This is a genomic window from Weissella sp. ESL1177 (assembly GCF_058107185.1).
The window spans coordinates 409,280-428,878 of sequence record NZ_CM176591.1 but is presented as its reverse complement, the minus strand read 5'-3'; the positions used below and the strand labels follow the sequence as shown (position 1 = coordinate 428,878).

General features: G+C 36.6%; 18 protein-coding genes. All 18 read right to left on the bottom strand.

From position 1 onward, the window contains the following. Window positions 1-16 precede the first annotated feature (16 nt). The 18 genes from rnz to AC3B5D_RS01985 all read right to left on the bottom strand — a co-directional run bounded on the left by rnz (window position 17) and on the right by AC3B5D_RS01985 (window position 19,514). Window positions 17-997: a ribonuclease Z gene (rnz, locus tag AC3B5D_RS02070; RefSeq protein ID WP_489839754.1), complete on the bottom strand. Its 981-nt coding sequence runs from the start codon at window positions 995-997 to the stop codon at window positions 17-19. A 142-nt stretch (window positions 998-1,139) separates the two neighbouring features. Beyond that, the gene (locus AC3B5D_RS02065) at window positions 1,140-1,883 is read right to left on the bottom strand and encodes a hypothetical protein (protein WP_489839755.1); all 744 of its coding nucleotides are present in this window, start codon (window positions 1,881-1,883) and stop codon (window positions 1,140-1,142) included. Window positions 1,884-1,900: 17 nt separating this feature from the next. After that, window positions 1,901-2,176: a hypothetical protein gene (locus AC3B5D_RS02060; protein ID WP_489839756.1), complete on the bottom strand. Its 276-nt coding sequence runs from the start codon at window positions 2,174-2,176 to the stop codon at window positions 1,901-1,903. Between the two features lie 80 nt (window positions 2,177-2,256). After that, on the bottom strand, window positions 2,257-3,177 hold the full coding sequence (locus AC3B5D_RS02055) for a DnaJ C-terminal domain-containing protein (protein WP_489839757.1): 921 nt from the start codon (window positions 3,175-3,177) through the stop codon (window positions 2,257-2,259). Window positions 3,178-3,281: 104 nt separating this feature from the next. Beyond that, a complete protein-coding gene (gene dnaK, locus AC3B5D_RS02050; RefSeq protein WP_489839758.1) occupies window positions 3,282-5,117 on the bottom strand; it encodes a molecular chaperone DnaK in 1,836 nt (611 codons plus the stop codon). A gap of 65 nt (window positions 5,118-5,182) precedes the next feature. After that, window positions 5,183-5,749, bottom strand: a complete 567-nt coding sequence (gene grpE / locus AC3B5D_RS02045; RefSeq protein ID WP_489839759.1) for a nucleotide exchange factor GrpE — start codon at window positions 5,747-5,749, stop codon at window positions 5,183-5,185. Window positions 5,750-5,764: 15 nt separating this feature from the next. Then, window positions 5,765-6,790, bottom strand: coding sequence for a heat-inducible transcriptional repressor HrcA (hrcA, locus tag AC3B5D_RS02040; RefSeq protein WP_489839760.1), 1,026 nt, complete (start codon window positions 6,788-6,790; stop codon window positions 5,765-5,767). Between the two features lie 195 nt (window positions 6,791-6,985). Then, window positions 6,986-8,665: a hypothetical protein gene (locus tag AC3B5D_RS02035; protein ID WP_489839761.1), complete on the bottom strand. Its 1,680-nt coding sequence runs from the start codon at window positions 8,663-8,665 to the stop codon at window positions 6,986-6,988. Window positions 8,666-8,800: 135 nt separating this feature from the next. Next, on the bottom strand, window positions 8,801-9,703 hold the full coding sequence (locus AC3B5D_RS02030) for a glycosyltransferase family 2 protein (protein WP_489839762.1): 903 nt from the start codon (window positions 9,701-9,703) through the stop codon (window positions 8,801-8,803). A 95-nt stretch (window positions 9,704-9,798) separates the two neighbouring features. Then, window positions 9,799-10,728, bottom strand: a complete 930-nt coding sequence (locus tag AC3B5D_RS02025; RefSeq protein ID WP_489839763.1) for a glycosyltransferase family 2 protein — start codon at window positions 10,726-10,728, stop codon at window positions 9,799-9,801. 56 nt (window positions 10,729-10,784) lie between these two features. After that, entirely contained in the window at window positions 10,785-12,239 is a 1,455-nt protein-coding gene (locus AC3B5D_RS02020; protein WP_489839764.1) for a flippase, read from the bottom strand. A 305-nt stretch (window positions 12,240-12,544) separates the two neighbouring features. Further along, a complete protein-coding gene (gene glf, locus AC3B5D_RS02015) occupies window positions 12,545-13,723 on the bottom strand; it encodes a UDP-galactopyranose mutase (RefSeq protein ID WP_489839765.1) in 1,179 nt (392 codons plus the stop codon). Between the two features lie 73 nt (window positions 13,724-13,796). After that, window positions 13,797-14,570, bottom strand: a complete 774-nt coding sequence (locus AC3B5D_RS02010; RefSeq protein WP_489839766.1) for a DUF4422 domain-containing protein — start codon at window positions 14,568-14,570, stop codon at window positions 13,797-13,799. Next, window positions 14,545-15,936 carry a hypothetical protein gene (locus AC3B5D_RS02005; protein WP_489839767.1) on the bottom strand — a complete coding sequence of 464 codons (1,392 nt, stop codon included), beginning with the start codon at window positions 15,934-15,936 and terminating at the stop codon, window positions 14,545-14,547. Before AC3B5D_RS02005 ends, AC3B5D_RS02010 begins: the two co-directional genes overlap by 26 nt. A 13-nt stretch (window positions 15,937-15,949) precedes the next feature. After that, window positions 15,950-16,582, bottom strand: coding sequence for a YveK family protein (locus AC3B5D_RS02000; protein ID WP_489839768.1), 633 nt, complete (start codon window positions 16,580-16,582; stop codon window positions 15,950-15,952). A 130-nt stretch (window positions 16,583-16,712) separates the two neighbouring features. Continuing rightward, window positions 16,713-17,336, bottom strand: a complete 624-nt coding sequence (locus AC3B5D_RS01995) for a sugar transferase (RefSeq protein WP_489839769.1) — start codon at window positions 17,334-17,336, stop codon at window positions 16,713-16,715. A gap of 29 nt (window positions 17,337-17,365) precedes the next feature. Then, entirely contained in the window at window positions 17,366-18,148 is a 783-nt protein-coding gene (gene map, locus AC3B5D_RS01990) for a type I methionyl aminopeptidase (protein WP_489839770.1), read from the bottom strand. Between the two features lie 136 nt (window positions 18,149-18,284). Beyond that, a complete protein-coding gene (locus tag AC3B5D_RS01985) occupies window positions 18,285-19,514 on the bottom strand; it encodes a GH25 family lysozyme (protein WP_489878287.1) in 1,230 nt (409 codons plus the stop codon). Between the last annotated feature and the right edge of the window lie 85 nt (window positions 19,515-19,599).

The following is a 19,599-nucleotide window of genomic DNA, read 5'->3' as shown; positions in this document are numbered from 1 at the left end:
GCCTTGCCCCCTTTACTTAATCATCCTCATCAGTCATTGTCACTTTCATCGGTTTCGTATTATCTTGTTTGCCAAATGGCACATCAAACACGTCAAAGTCATTAACAACGCGTGTGTTCGAAAAAATTGCGCGCGCTTGATAAGCCAATTCATTTGCTGCTTTACCAGCATAACGTGCCGATATATGTGTTAATAACAAACGACCGACTTGTGCTTTCTCTGCAATTGTGGCAGCTTGAATACTGGTTGTATGGAAATGGTTACGTGCCTGTTTTCCTTCGCCTTTACCATATGTCGATTCATGAACCAAAACATCGGCATGTTTAGCTAATAAAATTGTATTATCAGTTTTACGTGTATCACCAATAATCGCCACACAACGTCCTGGTTTGGGCGCACCGATAACATCCGCCCCACGAATGAGACGACCATCTGAAAGGGTAATATCTTTACCTTGTTTTAACTGACCGTAGAGTGGTCCAGCAGGTATGTTCAACGCCTTTAATTTATCAACAAGTAATTCGCCTGGATGTGCATGCTCTGTTATACGATAACCAAACGACGTGATACGGTGATCTAACGGTAATGCAGTTACCGTAAATTTCGCATTCTGTAATACCTCACCGCCTGAGTTAGGTAATTCAACATATTTAATGGGATATGTTAAATGTGTTTGTGCCACCTGTAAACTCACTTCAACGAATTGCCGAATACCTTTCGGACCATAAATAGTTAGCTCGTCTTCACCACCTTGAAATGATCGTGACGCTAATAAGCCAGGTAATCCATAGATGTGATCACCGTGTAAATGGGTGATAAATATTTTTGTCACTTTACGAGGTCGAATTGTTGATTGTAACATTTGTCGTTGTGTACCTTCACCAACATCAAATAACCAAACTTCATTAATTTCCTCAAGTAGTCGTAATGCGATACTTGTCACATTGCGAAAATGTGCTGGCGATCCAGCTCCAGTTCCTAGAAACTCGATTTGCATGATTAGGAACTCCTTATCTTCTTTAAATTATTCGTTGAATCTACGTTTTAAACTGATTCAAAAAGAAAACCGTCCAAAATGACGGTTGATACTACCTATAATATTATCATTTTTTATATATTTAATACAGTTGTTTCACATATTAGAAAGTGATTGTTTTAACTGCTGATGGTTTCACAATATCTTTTCCTGACGAATCTTTTACCGTTGCAAATTGGATGTCAATCGATGACAAATTAGCAACTAATTGTTTTGGTACTAGTATCGTAGCTGTCGTTGTAACTGTATCATAAGGCACAATTCCTGCCGTATTTAATTGACCATCATTGTATATACCACTTAATGCCGACATCGTATCATTGTTTGGATATTTAATCGCCGTTATTCCTGGTGTAATTGCCGTGACAGCACCATTATTAGTCACAGTATAGGTAATAACTAATGTCGTAAACTTAGATGCTAATTTACGATCATTTAGCGTGCGTCTTGCAGACAACAATGCATTTTGCGTACGCGCAGTGTTTTCAATCACATTGATTTGTTCTATTTTGTAACTTATATCACCATTTATAATCGTACTGTTAACTTGTTTACTAGCCGCCCATTTCTGGACGAGGCCACTTTCAGTAATTTGGTACTGACCAACCTTTTTAATATGGCCAAGTTTAACATAATTACTATTAGCTAAATCCTTCTTAGTCGGCTTGTACTTACCATTATTTTTGTCACCTTTTTTTGCAAAAGGTTGTTTATTGTGGGTCAATGTTTCTTCTGCCATGGTTTGGACACGAGTAGGTTGTCCATTAGTACGATATAATACTAAAACCACAATAATTGCAACAATTCCCACAATAGTTGCTACAAGCCAGCCTATTCGTCTTTGCATATCAGCCTTCCTTAATCTCAACCAAGTACAACAACATCATCAATAATACGATACCCATATATTTTGTGCAATTGTTGTTCGTTGTCACGTATCACAATTTCTAATGTGTTATCGTGGTACTTTTGCAAATCATTAATTGTTGTTCGCTGTTGCATATCTATTTCCAGTACCAAAAGATTATCATCTTTACCAACAATTCTAACAGGTTCATACTGAGGAACCAATAAACGAGTCATTATTGGTCGATCTAAAGGCATACCGCCTAATGATACTTTTAAATCTCCTAAATACATAGATACTCTCCAATTTATGTTGTTAATTATGACACAAAAAAAAACAAGCAACCTTAAATTGAGTCACTTGTTTAATCTATTTAACCGAAAAACCCTTTTTTATGTTCTCCAGTCATTGCTTCACGGAAAGCTTCAAGTGCTTTCTTTTGGTCTTTATTCAATTTCTTTGGTACATCCACGTACAGTGTCACAATATGATCACCATTATTGTTACTACGCATATGAGGGGCACCTTTACCACGCAAGCGGAAGTTTGTCTCAGTTGCAGTACCTGCTGGTACCTTCAATTTTACATCACCATGAACTGTCTTAACAGAAATTTCACCACCAAGCGTTGCGGTTGTAAAATCAATTGGCATACGTGAGTAAACAGTCGCACCATCACGTTCGAAGCCATCTTTTGATGGTGAAACATGAAAGACAACAAATAAGTCTCCATAAGGGCCGCCATTAATACCTGCTTCACCTTGACCAGACAGGCGCATTTGTTGACCATTTTCAACACCAGCTGGCACAGTAACCTTTAATTCCTTATTTTCTTGCTTGCCATTATCCGTAGAACGCGTATACGAAATAGTTGTATCTTTTCCGAACACAGCCTCCTCAAATGTTAGATTCATGCGGTATTGTAAATCTTGTCCCTTGCGTGGTCGATTTGGATCTTGGAACCCACCGCCAAACATTTGGCTAAAGATATCCCCAAGATCAGAGAAATCACCGTATTGGGCATTGCCACCACCGAAGCCACCGAAACCGCCAAAGCCACTTTGGCCACCAGCTTGACCATCAGTTGCACCGTATTGATCATACATTGCTCGCTTTTGCTCATCGCCTAAGGTTTCATATGCTTCTTGTACTTCTTTATACTTTTCTTCAGCGCCTGCCTCATGGTTAAGATCTGGGTGATACTTCTTAGACAGCTTACGATAAGCCTTCTTAATTTCATCTTGTGAGGCATTCTTATCAACACCTAAACGCTCATATAATTCAGTATTATTCATGAGGCAACTCCTCCTAAAAATTCAATATGTATCGCCTTGTGAGCTGCTATTCTCACAGAGGCGTACGGTCTGTAACGTAGGGGTGTTCAGATCGTTAATTCAGTTTACTTCTTATCATCATCTGAGACGTCTTCGAAGTCACCATCAACAGTATTGTCATCGCCTGACTTACCTTCTTGAGCAGTACCTTCAGCACCTTCAGCTGGTTGTGCTTGTTGATATAACTTAACAGCTAATTCTTGAGAAACTTTCTCCAAAGCTTCCTTCTTTGTCTTCATATCTTCCAAGTTATCAGCTTCTTTGGCAGCCTTCAAATCAGCAACACCATCTTCAACTGGCTTCTTCTCATCTTCAGGCAACTTGTCGCCAACTTCTTCCAATGTCTTTTCTGATTGGAAAATTAATTGGTCAACTTCATTACGTAAATCAGCTTCTTCTTTACGCTTCTTATCAGCTTCTTCGTTTGCCTTAGCGTCATTCATCATACGCTCAATTTCATCATCTGACAATGATCCTGAACTCTGAATGGTAATCTTTTGCTCTTTATTTGTACCCAAATCCTTCGCAGATACAGAAACAATACCATTACGATCAATGTCAAACTTAACTTCGATTTGTGGTACACCACGAGGTGCAGCTGGGATGTCAGCTAATTGGAAACGACCCAATGTCTTGTTATCGGCAGCCATTGAACGCTCACCTTGCAAAACATGAATATCAACGGCTGGTTGATTATCAGCAGCTGTTGAGAATGTTTGTGACTTTGACGTTGGAATGGTCGTATTACGATCAATCAACTTAGTGAAGACACCACCCATTGTTTCAATTCCCAATGATAATGGTGTCACATCAAGCAAAACCACATCCTTAACATCACCGGTAATAACACCACCTTGAATAGCAGCACCCAAAGCAACAGCTTCATCAGGGTTAATTGAGTGATCTGGTTCCTTACCAGTTAACTCCTTAACAGATTCTTGTACTGCAGGGATACGAGTTGAACCACCATTCAAAATAACCTTGTCAATATCGTTCATTGAAAGTCCAGCATCCTTCAAAGCATTGCGAACTGGTCCTTCAGCGCGCTTAACCAAGTCAGATGTTAATTGATTGAATTGTGCACGTGACAATGTTGTTTGCAAGTGCAATGGTCCTTCATTAGTTGCCGTGATAAATGGCAAATCAATTTGTGCTTCTGTTGCTGATGATAACGTCTTCTTTGCCGTCTCAGCAGCATCCTTCAAACGTTGCAATGCTAGCTTATCATTCTTCAAGTCAACACCATGTTCTTGCTTAAAGCCATCAGCTAACCAATCAATAATCTTTTGATCAAAGTCATCACCACCAAGATGTGTATCACCATTCGTTGACAAAACCTCGAACACACCGTCACCTAACTCTAGTACGGAAACATCAAATGTTCCACCACCCAAGTCATAAACCAAAATCTTTTGATCTTGATCTAACTTATCTAGACCATATGCCAATGAAGAAGCTGTGGGCTCGTTAACAATACGTTCAACTTGTAGACCCGCAATCTTACCAGCATCTTTCGTTGCTTGACGTTGTGCGTCATTAAAGTATGCAGGGACAGTAATCACTGCCTTATCAACTGTCTCACCTAAGTAATCTTCAGCATACTTCTTAATGTATTGCAAAATCATTGCTGAAATTTCTTGTGGTGTATAATCTTTACCATCTACAGTAACCTTATAACCAGGCTCACCCATGTGTGACTTAATTGATAAAATCGTGTCTGGATTAGTAATTGCTTGACGCTTTGCAGTATCACCAACTTGTGTTTCACCATTCTTAAATGAAACTGCTGATGGTGTTGTCCGACCACCATTTGGATTAGTAATAATCTTTGGTGCGCCACCTTCCATAACTGCAACAGCAGAATTTGTTGTTCCTAAATCAATTCCAATGATCTTTGACATAATAATTTACCTCTTTTTGATCAGATTTTTTATTTTTATATTGTGCTAATGGCTCGGTCGCTATGTTAATTATAAACAGCTACCATTGCTGGTCGAATAACACGATCAGCTAAAACATATCCCTTTTGAAGAACCGTCGCAATTGTATCAGCTGGATGATCATCATCAGCTGGTACTGACTGAATCGCTTGGTGGAAGTTAGGATCAAATGCTTCACCAGCTTCACCAACCGCTTTCACATCATGCTCTTCAAGCGCTGAAATTAATGTTTTATAAACCATTTCAACACCTTTTTTAATTTGTTCAGCTGCACCATCGTCAGCTTCAACTTGTAATGCGCGTTCAAGATTATCGACAGCTGGTAAAATTGACGCCGCCAATTTTTGATTAGCAAATTTCACAGCTTGAACTTGCTCTTTTGCATAACGAGACTGCATATTTTGCATTTCAGCATGTGCACGCAAATAATTATCTTCAGCTTCGGCAACTTTCACTTTCAAATCTGCAATTTGATCTGCTTCAGTTTTTACTTCGGCTTCCTCAGATTCAGTCGTTTGCGTTTCAGCGTCAACATCTGTTTCTTCACTGGTAGCTTCTAGCTCTTCTTCAGGGTTCTGCTTTTCTTCTGACATGTTAACACCTCTTTTCTAACGATAGTATTCTAATAACTGCTGTGTTAAAGCACTACGGAACGCATCAACCAAACTAACCATATCAGCATATCGCATTGATGTTGGGCCAAGTATGGCTATCGCACCAACACCGTACTGTGCAACACGGTATGTGGCTGATACTAGGCTATATGGTGATAATAAATTATTACCATTCTCATCACCAATTTGTACCATTACGCCATCATTTGCTGTTCCAACAACCCGACGCATATCATTTGCCGAATCAAGCAACTGATACAATTGCTTAACGTCTTGCAAACTCGAATTAACCGTGAAGTCTAGAACATTTAAATAACCACCAATGAATACTTGTTCATGAATCGAACGAGCTAATACATCACCAAACAGTTGCAAAAAAGCAACCGGTGTTCGAATCGTTCGTTCCATTTGCCAAGGTAAATCACCAGTCAATGTTTTTAAAACATCAATAATCGGTTGGTTCACTAATGTCTTATTAATATAATCAACCATATCATCAAGGTTTCGCACTGACATACCTTCTGGTAATCTGAAACTTTGACTTGTCACTTGCCCATCATTAGTAACTATAATCGCCATGATTTGCTGACCATTAATTGGTACCAAGCGGAATCCTGATAGTCGAATATCAATCGATTCAGGTTTTAGAGCAACAACCGTATAACCTGTTAGACTTGCTAACTCATTTACCATTGTTTGCATTAAATCATCAATTTCTTGAAAATTGCGATTAAACACACGTTCTAAAGATTCCTGAACGACTTTTGATAAACGATGTTGATGCATTAATTCATCAACATAGTAACGATAGCCTCGTTGTGAAGGTACACGTCCTGATGAAGTATACTCTTTTTGTAGCAAGCCTAATTCTTCTAGTAGTGCCATCTCGTTTCGCACAGTCGCTGAACTTACTGTCAAACCCAATTCACTCAATAGTGTTTTTGATCCAACAGCTTTGCCGGTTTTTGCGTAATCGCGAACTATTGTAGCTAATATTAGCTGCTGTCTTTCCGTTAACATACGCGCCACCTTTCTTAGCACTCTCAACTACTTCGTGCTAACAGTTATTATAGTACACGCCTTATCGTTACTTGTCAACACTTTTTAGCACTCTTTATTATTAAGTGCTAAATTAGTTTACTTTTCCCGGTATATCAAGCATTAACTGTTCAAAAAAGCAAGTAGTGACCTATTAATGCCGCTACTTGCCCCATCCTATGATTTATGTTTTGCTTTGATGATTTTCATACTGCCAATGATTATCAAGATTAACCACGATACTAGGCTAAGCCAGTTTGCAAAAATTCTAACTGGTGTGTTTTTGTATCTAATATCAATTTTATTATGCCCTTTTTTAATAGCAACAACGATTAGATTTTCCTTGGTATACTTAGTAGTCATTTCTTTACCATTAACGTAAGTATGGAAGCCTGGATAATATATATTTGGTAGTATCAATCGTTGATTTGCTTGCTTAGAACTAATCTGATAGTGAATAGCATTATAGCCTGTCGACCAGCTCAGCTGTTGTATATTTTGATTAGGATTAATTGCTGGAATATTATGTTGCTCTAACTGATACTTTAATCCAACACTTTGTTTTGGCAAATAATCATAAACATAGTTATTTAATGTACTTTTTTGAAAGTCTTGCCACTTAACAATGGTTACTGCATTATTTTCTGGATTATGTTTAATATTGAAGTTTAACGCAGTTGCTGTCGTCAAGCCAATTAAGCCAAACAAACTAATTATTATTAGTCGGTTCTGCCTATTGGTAATTAAGTCCTTTAATGCAATGGCACCTAACAATGAAGATAAGAACGTTGCAAAATATAAAAAACGTCCAACAAATTGAATAAAACTAAAATATTTATCAAAAATTGGCCATGGAAAAACATTAGAAGCCAATATCACTGACAATAACATCATGACAGCATAATATTTTAAAGGTGCTTGAAACTTGTGCCAACGAATGGCGACACACACAAATAAAATTATTCCTAGTATGCCCAAACTATATGATGCAATATTGCTAGTAATAAATAGACTTGTAAGTGCATAAGTTGTCTTGGATAAAATCAATTTATTTACGGAAATATTTTTCACAAATAATAGATTTTGCATTAGTGGTAATAAGAAAAAGGCTGTCAGACAACCCGTTAATATGCCGGCATATACGAGTCTCAATAATCTAAACCACTTTACCTTTAACGATTCTGATAGCGTTAAAGTTGCAAAGAAGCATAGCATTAATAATAAAAGTGCGACACAAGCATCTGGCAAGTCACTAAAAATCAATCCAGTGACACCGAGTGATAAAAGCCACCACTGTTTATAATCGCCAACTGCAATTTGATACATACCCAAAAAAGCAATTGGTATAAAAATAAATGCAAATGATCCGCCAAAACTCCGGTAAAACAATGTAATTGTTAATGTAAAATGACCAAAGCCGTATAAAATACTGCTTAATAGTGCCGTATAGCGATTATGAGTTAATTTTAGTGTCACAACGTACATTGATGTAAAAGTCAAAAAGAAGATTAGTGCAACAAAAATCAGATACGCCAAATAAGCATTGCCAACAATGACTTGCAAAAAAGCTTCTGGTAATAGCGTAAAAATTGGATAAAACATATTTTCAGGATAACCAAATGATCCGAAAGTTTTCGTCATCATACTTGGATTAATTTGCGTTATATGTCCCGCTTTTAAATTCAAATAACTTTCGGCAATACGTGAAATATGAAAACGACCATCCCATCCCGGATTATGCTGGTAAGCAGGTCCGTGCAGATAAGGTAATATCAGTAAAAAACTTAATATGGCAAATAATAATAACGTGCTTATATTGGGATGCTTATTAATAACAGCTTTAATTTTTGAACCCACGACTCTATCGCTCCTTTAAAAACATAGTCTTACTATATTGTACGTGATAACACCGAAATAATGGCCCTTTTTTCAAAATAAAAAAAGATTGCTAATGACGCATTAACAACCTTTACCATAGACCATCTTTCGATACTAGTCATTTAATTTTTTATTTTTTGCAAATTCAACCTTAGGACGGAAGAACCATCCAGTAACCGTTCCTTTAATAATCATTTTTAATCGTAACTTCATATTTGGTTGGTGGTTACGGAACACTCTAAAAATTTCGTACAACACTTTAAGATGGGTTCGCAGGTATAACAATAACCCTCTTTGCCGACTAAAGTACATTTGATTACGAAATGCATAGAAATAACGTGGCACTCGATTAATTGTATCTAGTGAGACATTAGAGGCAATATTATTAGCCATCTTATGAATCACTCGAGACGTTGGTACCATGTAACCTGGCAATACCCGTGCTGAACGTTCTGTATATTCAATATCATCGCCCCAAATAAAGAATTCAGTAATTGGCAAGCCAATATTTGCGACGATTTCTCGACTAAACATAACAGAAACAAAAGTCGCATTACGCAATGGTTCAAGTGCCGTTGCATCAAGTGGAATTTTATGGAATCGTTTTTTTGGTGCTGGTAAATTCATTTGTGCACGAGAATTATCCGTCCATCGTACATCAGAAGCCAAAAAGCCAAATTGATTATTTAGTTTATCAGCAGCATTCACTAATTCTGTTAGTGCCGTTGGTGTTGGTACAGTATCATCATCCATTAACCAAACATAGTCATCATTCGTCTCTTCCATAAAGTAGCGAACACCTTTATTAAAGCCACCCGATCCACCAATATTTTCTGTCAAACGGACATAACGAATTGCATCACCCAAACTGGTTAAATATTCTTGTGTCTCTTTTTCACTATTATTATCAACAATAATAATATTATCTACCTTAGTTTCAGAGTTTTGTAAGGCCTCAACGACCTCTTTTAACATAGGTAGTCGATTATATGTTACCACAACCGCACTCACAGTCATTTTTATAGTCTCCCAACTATTTCATTCTTTATTTTTGAGTTAATTAACATTACTCAGACTTACTTATACAGATTTGACCTAAAAAGAGGCTTAGATTATTTCACCTTTTTAGCCACATAAATTGGTCGTTTTTTAACTTCCAAATAAATATTTGAAATATAACGACCAACAATACCAATACTTAACAGTTGTACACCACCAAGAGCCAAAATGATAACAACCATTGATGGCCAACCAAATACGGATGTACTTGGATACAAAATTGCTCGAATAAAGACAATAATTGCACCAATAATTGCCAGGATAAATGCCAAACCACCTAACAAAGAAACTAGTAACAAAGGGGCTCGTGAGAAATCAATAAAGCCTTCAATAGAGTATTTGAACAATCCCCAAAAAGACCATGATGTTTGTCCAGCAACCCGATCTTTATTTTCATAGTCTAAGTACTTCTGTTTAAATCCTACCCACGAAAAAATACCTTTTGAAAACCGATTATATTCTTGCATGCTTAAAATAGCATCCACCATTTGTCGACTCATGACACGAAAGTCTCGTGCACCTTCAACGATATGTGTATCGGACATTGCATTGATCAATTTATAAAATAGCTTTGAGAACCATGAACGAATAATTGGTTCTCCCTGTCGATTCGTACGACGTGCACCGACAGCATCCCATTCACCAGATGACACACCAGCTAACATTTCTGGTAACATTGCTGGCGGATCTTGTAAATCAACGTCCATGACAGCAACGTAATCACCGGTTGCATGTTCTAAGCCAGCGTATAATGCCGATTCCTTACCAAAATTTCTAGAAAATGACACTGTATGCACATGATCATCTTTTGCAATTAATTCATCCACGACAGCCATTGTCTTATCAGAAGAGCCATCATCAATGAACCAATATTCCAATTCATATTCGGAAAAATTTTTGTGTTCTTCTTCTATTGCATTATAAAACAAATTTACGGTATCTTGTTCGTTAAAAACCGGTACAATCAAAGATAGCTTTGCCATGTCTTCCCCTTTTAAAAACTTACTGCATTCTATTATAGCAAAATTTTCCTTATTTCTTATTTTTTAAAAAATTTTTTTACAAAAGTTAGCCCTTCTGTCACGATATTCGCACGTAGCAATATCACCACCGCAAAATAAACGACGGTTCCAACCGCTATACTGACAACAGTGCCACTCGGATTAGGTTGTAACTTCAACGTCATTGGTATCAGGATCGCAAACATAATTATGCCCGCAACAAAATACTTCCAAACACCAGTAAACAGTCTTGTAATAGATAAATCATGTCTCACAACAATTAATTGATAAATCGTCACTGCTGCTTCAGATAATACTGTTGCAACTGCTGCACCGTAAAGACTCCACATTGGAATTGCAATGAAATTTAAAATAACATTTAAAATTGCTCCAATCGTCACAGACATCGTGTAGTCCTTCGTACGGCTGACTGGCATCAAATATTGTGTTCCTAGCACATTACTCCAAGCAATCAAAACAATGATAGGCGATAATATTGATATTGTCCAACCGGCTGGTAAAAATGACCACCCCATATACCAAATAGATGTTTTCGGTCCCAAGGCCATCATACCAAACATTAATGGTACAGATAATGCGGTCACAAAATCCATTGACTTATAAATTGCCTTATTCACTGCTGATAAATTACCTTTAACAAAATAATTTGCAACACGTGGTAACATCACCGTCCCTAATGCGGTCACAAGCGCTAATGACACCTTAATAATCTTGTCAGCATTTTCATAGAATGCAGACAAACCAATTGAATCAGGTTGAAAAAGAGGCAGCATTGTTTTATTTAACTGTAAGTAAATTTGCGTTGCAATTGTCGGCATAAACAATGCTAACGTTGGTATCAGATGTTGTTTCAAACGTAATGTTTTAATCTTTGGCAATTTAACTTGTCCGGGTATATAAAACCACATTGATAAATTACCTAAAACCTGCGTCAATGCTAGTAACAAAATATAATTGTTAACGTCATCAGGTGATTTCACAACCAAAAAGATGAGGACGACCATCGCTATTTTGACTAGTGAATTTCGAATAACCGTCTTTTTAAAGTCTTCTAAGCCCATGAAATACCAAGAAATATCTAGCAAACCTGAAACAATGACCCAAGTTTGTAAATATAATTGGTGTGTATTTTGATTAAATTCACCCGAAACATTGCGCATCAAATAAACAAAAAGCAAATAGGCAAAAATAGCAAGTAAACTAACGAGCGTGTGTAGAATCTGAATTTCCCAGAATCGTCGATTGCGTAGTTCAATATCATCGCGAACATAAGCAATTTCTCGTTGACCATATAGTGTAATACCTAATGTCGCAAATAATAGAAAATAACTCACAATTGAATTTGTCCATGCTTGTATTCCCATACCGTTAGCACCAAGTACATGTGACAAATACGTCATTGTTATCAATGGTGCTAATACCACTAATAACTGATAAAAGACATTATATAAATAATTTTTTACAACTTGCATGTTCTCTTTCCTTATATATAAATAAAATCAAGTTCTATTATGACATGATTTTATTTATAGTTGGTATTTTTACTTAACAAATTATCTCAGTTATCTGAGATAAAACCAACAGATGAATTAGTCAGGCTTATTTCAGTTATAAAAAGTAAACTAAAATTTGAATAGCAATACCTATTGCCACTGAAATACCCCATGCCATTCTTAAATAATTTATCATCTAAGTATTAAGTCCTTAGAAAAATAAGGCACAACGCACCTTTTCATCGGATGATTGTACCTCATTAACAGGTTATATTAACAATGTTTTAGTGTTCCTCATCATGAGCAAAGTTGAAATCTGCTGGGATATCAAATTCTTTCTTAACAGTATTAAATGCTGCATTAAACACTTGATCCATGTCATAGTAGCGATATTGTCCTAGACGACCACCAAAAATAAATTGGTCTTTATGTTGACGTGCTTCCTTTGCATATTGCTTATACAAATTCGTATTTTTCTCATCATTAACAGGATAATATGCTTCCTTTGAACGATCCCATTCCTGTGGATATTCCTTGGTAATAATCGTTACGCCATCATCTGATAAGCCATCAAAATGTTTCCATTCCATCACACGTGTATAAGGTGTCTCCGCATCTGTATAATTGATGACCGAATTACCTTGATAATTATCCGTGTGCTTCAATTCTGATTCAAAACGAACTGAACGGTATTCTAATTCACCATACTTATAATCAAAGAATTGATCGATCATACCCGTATAAACAATGCGTGGGAATTCAGCAATATATTCTGCCTTGTGATCAAAGAAATCTTCATTGACACGCACATCGATCAACTCATTATCCAGCATCTTTTCAAAGATTTGCGTATAACCGCCAACCGGAATACCTTGGTAACGGTGGTTAAAGTAATTATTATCATAAATAAAACGGACGGGTAGACGCTTAATAATGAAAGCTGGTAATTCCGTTGCCTTGCGTCCCCATTGCTTTTCAGTATATCCCTTAACTAATTTTTGATAAATATCCGTACCAATTAATGAGATTGCTTGTTCCTCTAGGTTGCGTGGCTCACGATCACCTAATTCAGCGAGCGCCGCTTTTTTTTGTTCTTCAATCTTAGCTTGTGCTTCGGCTGGGGTCTTCGTTCCCCACATCTCATAGAAGGTATTCATGTTGAATGGCAAATTATAAAGTTCACCCTTGTAGTTTGCCACCACTTGATTTTGATAACCATTAAACTCAGCAAATTGGTTAATATATTCCCAGACCTCTTTGTTATCTGTATGGAAAATATGCGCACCAAAATCATGAACCGTAATGCCATGGTCTGTATGGGTATAAGTATTACCCGCAATATGTGGTCGCTTTTCAATGATAAGTGAACGCTTACCACGCTTTGCAGCCTCATAAGCAAAAATTGCACCAAATGGACCAGCTCCTACTACGAGATAGTCATAATTTTTATCGTTTAAAGTCATTGATTAATTTCCTCTATATATATCTATAAAAATATCCTGAATTTACTTTACCATAAATTCAGGATATTGTGTTTTAAAAGTGGACCTTCTTGTTAGTATTTTTTAAAAATTTACGCTTTAAAAACTGTGTCCCTTTATCTAACCAATTCGTTTTTTCTGTTGTAATAACCGGAAATTCAAGGAAAGTTTTTCCCTCAGTATATAACCATGTGTCCATCAACCTTTCAGATAAAAAGCCGAAGACGCGTCGTTCTTGTCCTTCATAAGTCTCATAAGGAATATTTTGAGCAACTTGATTTAAAACACCAAACAAAAAGTCTGTATAAGACTGAAAATCAGCCTGTTTCATCACACTCATATTAAATAAATGCGCCTTTTTACTCTTCTCCATTTTTTCAAATGCTGGTAAATATTTTGGGAAATTTTCTTTAATCACCCGTTGCATTTCAAAATATGGTTCATGTTGATGTGCATTCAAGTAATGATCCTTCTGTGACTCAATATAATAATTACGTTGCTTTGGTAAAAGAACGTCTACTTTTGCTAATGCATCATCAATTTGTTGCTGGTTAAGCACATTTTTCAAATCATGTCCTGAAGTAACCCCAAGATAACGACGATAATGATCTAATCCGATAATTTCCTCATCTTTTAAATTATATTTCGCCCAATATAACGCTGTTAATTCATTAAAAAAAGGGTTCAACTCTGAAATATTCTTGCCAGTATCATCTCGCAAATACGTCGTTGGAATTTCATCTCTTAAAGCAGATCCTACCATAATAGGCTGATAACCAGGCATTTGAGGAATATCGTATTTTTTATGCGTTGCAATTAGGATTTTCATTGTTCAACATTTCCTCCTCTGCAATATGAATAACACGCCAATAAAAGAATAACATTAATAAGATCGGCCATGAAAGGACATTTGATGGTGTTACTGCGCTCACAATGGTGATTGTAATAATCGTCATATAGAACGCTTTAATCGACACACGATAAAGGACACTATGCTGGTCATTCTTACCACGCAATGACTTTAAGACAATCAAAGACCGCTTAACAAGTCCCATCAATAACCACACGAAGATCAGCAAGAAAATAACACCATATCTAGAAAGCCAACCAAACAAATCATTTAAGATTGGATAAGCTTGCTTTGTATAAACTTCTTGGAATTCAAAATTATCCTTTGACCATGCTGGCAAGTTATCTATGATATATTGTCCTTCGTAACCATACCCAACACCAAATAATGGATGTTGCAACCAAGTTTTAATCAACGCAATTGTGCCACCAAGACGATTATCAGTACCACCCTTTTCAAAGATCCAAGTATTAAGCAAACTATGAATACTTGGTATGACGTAGTAAGCAGCAACAATACCGAAAAAGCCAAATATACCTAGGATAAATAAGCCAATTTTTTGTTGTTTTGGTGCAGCTAACCAATAAACGACTGCAATTACTGCAATTAACAAAAATCCAGTCGTTGTCTTTGCCAGTAGCAAAACCAGCATACTCATTAAACTCAAGCCCAATACTGCCCAGTATACCCAACGCTTTTTGAAGTTTTTAATTGGTTCCTGAATCAGCATCAACAACATTGGACTGAATGCAATACCAACTAGTAATGCAAGATAGGCAGCTTCAGGCTCAAAGCCATTAACACGTTTAGATGTTGTCACATAACTACCATTCGCATAAAAATCTCTACCTTGCCAATGACGCTCAAACAAATGGGCAATCGGATTAATCCAATGCTCTAATTGTGTCATACCAAATAAATACAATATTTGCGGTACAACGATAAGAATTAAATATACAGCCAAAGTAATTACTAATGATTTTACAAACTTTGCCACATCATTATAATTTTGAATGACCATCTTTTGAATCGTATAGACCATCCAAATTACTAAAATCATTTGAATGAACATCATTAATCCGTGCAACAAGCCATAAACACGCGTTGTTGCGCCAACCGTAAACGACTGGTGTGTCATTATAATCAATTGCACAACAATAAAAACACCCCAGATACGCAATGTATTTGTTTTAGGTAAAATTTCGTCAAGTTGTGTCGGTTGTAAATAAAGCTTCACTAGGATAAATAATCCAAATACTAATACTGCTATTTGTGAAAATAAATCAAAGAAAAAGAAGGTATAAGTTTTTGGCAAAATTGCAAAAGGCATTAACCAACTAACCATATGTCACTCCTTTTTATGCTTTTATTGTTTTAAAATTTTTAAATATACCTGTAAAAAATGCTAAGACAATGCCAATGACAACCCCGGCAACGAGACCAAATGCGGCCGCTTTCTTAGGAGACCCGGCAACGATTGTTGCAATATGTGCCTTCTTAGGTGCTGACATCAATTCTGGTTTAGGCATATTTGAAATTAATTTTGGTGCATTAACCGCATATGAATCTGTATAAGCCTTCACCATTTTAACGGCTTGTCGACCCTTCTTCACATCATGCACTTTTGCATTAATTAACAACGTACTATCGGGTGATGTTAAATCAACTGATTGACGGAGCTCATTTGCTGTGATTTTCACATGTTCTTTTTTAAGTTGTTTCACTGCTGGATCGATAATTTGACTATCCTTACCGATTGCACGATAGGTTTTTAACATCCAAGAATTTCCCATCACCCGTGAATTCGGATCTTTGACATTACTATCATTTTTCCCAACATACATTGTTCGCGATGCACTAAAGCTCGTTGCTGTTGGTTGCTTATTCATAAAATACATCGCAACACCACCAATAATACCCAAAACGATAATCCACCAAGCATTGCGAATCATATGCTTAATTAAATCAGTCATAGTAAATTGATTTTCCATTGTACACTATTTCCTCTTAGTCTAAAAAATTCTGATATCAATATCAATCAGTTAGATGCGAAAACTCGCTACATCTCAGTATACAGGAGATGTCGCGAGTTTTATAGTTTTATCACAAATTTTTGAACTTTTACATTGCCCCTTCACCTTTAAAGACGGCAATAACAGTCATAAATAATATTTTAAAATCAAACCATAAGTCTGCTTTATCAACATAGGCAATCTCCAATTGTGCACGTTCAGGATATTGTATTTCGCTTCGTCCACTGGCTTGCCATAATCCCATTGCACCTGGTTTGACTGATAAAAATTTATCAACATCTTCCCCATATTCAACCAGCTCTTTTTCGACAACTGGTCGTGGACCAACAATGCTCATTTCACCTTTTAAAATATTAATAAATTGCGGTAATTCATCAATAGAAGTTTTACGTAAGAAAGCACCAAACTTCGTAATACGTGGATCTTCTTCTGTAGGTAATTTATAACCGTTCTCGACAAACTTTGCGTATAAATCTTTATTCGCGTACAATTTTTCCTCAGCGCCTACAACCATTGACCGAAATTTGTAAATACCAAATTCTTTATGATTTTGCCCGATTCGTTTTTGTTGATAAAAAATAGGACCACGATTATCACCAAAAAAGTAAAAAATCGAAACAATTAAAAACACTGGTGATAAAATGATTAACGCAAATAGTGAGACAGAAATATCTAAAAATCGTTTTGTAAATAAGTATCCGGTTTCTGACATTTTGAAACTTCCTTCTTGTTTGCTAATTTTTATAGATATTTTGCGTCAAATATTGGATCTTGTGACGTCAAAATTTTAGGACCATCGTTAGTAATTGCCACAACATGTTCATATTGTGCCGACCAAGAACCGTCAGCAGTTGTCACTGTCCAACCATCTTCTGATGATGTATTAACTTTCCAACCACCAATATTCACCATTGGTTCAATCGTAATGGTCATCCCTGCTTTTAGACGTAATCCATGGCCAACTTTACCATAATGTGGTACAGCTGGTTCTTCATGCATTGTTGGTTGAATGCCATGTCCAATATATTCACGTACATTACCATAACCGTTTTCATCTGTCACATATTTATCGATTGCTGCACCGATATCACCAATACGATTGCCAACTTGTGCTTGATCAATACCAAGATACAAGGCCTTTTTAGCCACTGCCATCAAACGCTTTACTTCGTCAGAAACTTCACCAACAGCATAAGACCAAGCAGAATCTGAATAATAGCCATCTAAATCAACAACAGTGTCTACCTTGACTAAATCGCCATTTTTTAAAAACAATTTTTTTCGTGGAAAAGCATGTGCGACTTCATTATTAACCGAAACGGTTGTCGCATATTTGAAACCTTCAAAACCAATTTGAGCTGCACGTCCACCATGACTCTCGATGTAGTTGCGACTAAATTCTTCGATTTCCCAAGTTGAAATACCTGGCTTGATTAATTCACGTAACCCCTTGTGCATACCGGCAATAATTTCACCAGATTTCTTCATGCCTTCGATTTCACGTTGTGACTTAATTGTAATCATTAATTTTAACCTGCTTTTCTTATTCGATATAACTAGTAAACATTATACGCTTATTCACATAATTCTTGTCAATTTTTCTGATTAACTAAAAAGGCTATTCTCATTTTTCGTAAGAACAGCCTCAAAAATTCAGTTGTTAACGTAGATAATATGTGCCGTTATTACCAAAATAATAATAACGACGCCCTATTTTTTGATAACCTTGCACTGCACGACCGTCATGACCAACATAATATTGATGACCCCAAGCAGAACGCCATTGGTTTTCCTGACGAACACCTTGGTCAAACCAATAAAAAGCGCCCATGTGATATCGGAAACCCGTATATAACTGACCTTTTTCATACCAACGCCAACCTGCGCCAACATTAATATATCCTCGCCAAGGTGACAGGATACCTTGTTCATTTGCATAATATGTTTGTTGGTTCACGGTTATAAATTGGTTCGTGCGTAAGAAGTACGTGCCATTGTCACCAAAATAATACAGGTGCTCTCCAATTCGTTTTATTTTTTGGACAGCACGACCATTATTGTCAACATAGTAGCGATAACCCCAGGCAGTTTGCCATTGGTCGTTTTGACGGACACCATCCGTAAACCAATAATACGTTCCCATATAATAACGGAAACCAGTATAACGTTGCCCGTTTTCAAACCAATACCAGCCGGTACCATCATGATAATAACCAGTTAACAGCTTATTATTTTGCAATCCATGTATATCGGCACTTTGTATCTCAACTGATTGCGGTTGCTGCAAGAAAACTGATCCATAATCCACACTAACATCGAATAAACCTGCCACACCTGGAAAGGTCGTTTTTGAATTCCATTGCCAAGCACCATACTGGGTATGCCATAAATTATAACTCGTTGGTTGATATGGATACGATGCCATCCAAATATTTCGATTGCCAAATGCTTGTACATTAAGTTTCGTTACTGCGATAAAATTTGGCGACGTATAAAGCATCTGCTGATGATAACCTGCTGCTGCTAAATAATCTCGAAATGCCATCGCATTTTCAGTAACCCTACCATTTTGAGTAGCCGTATCTTCTAAATCATCCACTAAGACTGTGTCAGTCGATAAATCTAAATGTTTAATCTGATTCAGAAAATAATCCGCTTCTTTATTTGCGGCTAGTCGTGAATTGAACTTTGAATAATGATAAACAGCAACTTTTAATCCAGCTTGCCGAGCAGCATTAATCTGTGTTCGTGCATTTGGATTTAAGTAATATTGACCTTCAGTTAATTTAACAATGACACCTTTGACACCGTATGCCTTCATCTTATTGAAGTCATTTACTGATAATTGACCATTCCACGAAGAAACATCTACAAAATCAATCCTAGGCATATTTGATTGACCAGCTGATATATTCGGCACGCCATTCGCTGAAATACATTTTACCGCTATGACAGTGCTCAATATCCCAATGATC

Bases quoted from the DNA above. Each gene is read 5' to 3' on its own strand.
- AC3B5D_RS02020 (WP_489839764.1), bottom strand. From the start codon at position 12,239: ATGCAAGTTGTAAAAAATTATTTATATAATGTCTTTTATCAGTTATTA.
- AC3B5D_RS02030 (WP_489839762.1), bottom strand. From the start codon at position 9,703: ATGACTGTGAGTGCGGTTGTGGTAACATATAATCGACTACCTATGTTA.
- hrcA (WP_489839760.1), bottom strand. From the start codon at position 6,790: ATGTTAACGGAAAGACAGCAGCTAATATTAGCTACAATAGTTCGCGAT.
- AC3B5D_RS02025 (WP_489839763.1), bottom strand. From the start codon at position 10,728: ATGGCAAAGCTATCTTTGATTGTACCGGTTTTTAACGAACAAGATACC.
- AC3B5D_RS01985 (WP_489878287.1), bottom strand. From the start codon at position 19,514: ATGCCTAGGATTGATTTTGTAGATGTTTCTTCGTGGAATGGTCAATTA.
- map (WP_489839770.1), bottom strand. From the start codon at position 18,148: ATGATTACAATTAAGTCACAACGTGAAATCGAAGGCATGAAGAAATCT.
- rnz (WP_489839754.1), bottom strand. From the start codon at position 997: ATGCAAATCGAGTTTCTAGGAACTGGAGCTGGATCGCCAGCACATTTT.
- AC3B5D_RS02055 (WP_489839757.1), bottom strand. From the start codon at position 3,177: ATGAATAATACTGAATTATATGAGCGTTTAGGTGTTGATAAGAATGCC.
- AC3B5D_RS02065 (WP_489839755.1), bottom strand. From the start codon at position 1,883: ATGCAAAGACGAATAGGCTGGCTTGTAGCAACTATTGTGGGAATTGTT.
- AC3B5D_RS02010 (WP_489839766.1), bottom strand. From the start codon at position 14,570: ATGAAAATCCTAATTGCAACGCATAAAAAATACGATATTCCTCAAATG.
- AC3B5D_RS02060 (WP_489839756.1), bottom strand. From the start codon at position 2,176: ATGTATTTAGGAGATTTAAAAGTATCATTAGGCGGTATGCCTTTAGAT.
- glf (WP_489839765.1), bottom strand. From the start codon at position 13,723: ATGACTTTAAACGATAAAAATTATGACTATCTCGTAGTAGGAGCTGGT.
- AC3B5D_RS02005 (WP_489839767.1), bottom strand. From the start codon at position 15,936: ATGGTTAGTTGGTTAATGCCTTTTGCAATTTTGCCAAAAACTTATACC.
- grpE (WP_489839759.1), bottom strand. From the start codon at position 5,749: ATGTCAGAAGAAAAGCAGAACCCTGAAGAAGAGCTAGAAGCTACCAGT.
- AC3B5D_RS01995 (WP_489839769.1), bottom strand. From the start codon at position 17,336: ATGTCAGAAACCGGATACTTATTTACAAAACGATTTTTAGATATTTCT.
- dnaK (WP_489839758.1), bottom strand. From the start codon at position 5,117: ATGTCAAAGATCATTGGAATTGATTTAGGAACAACAAATTCTGCTGTT.
- AC3B5D_RS02000 (WP_489839768.1), bottom strand. From the start codon at position 16,582: ATGGAAAATCAATTTACTATGACTGATTTAATTAAGCATATGATTCGC.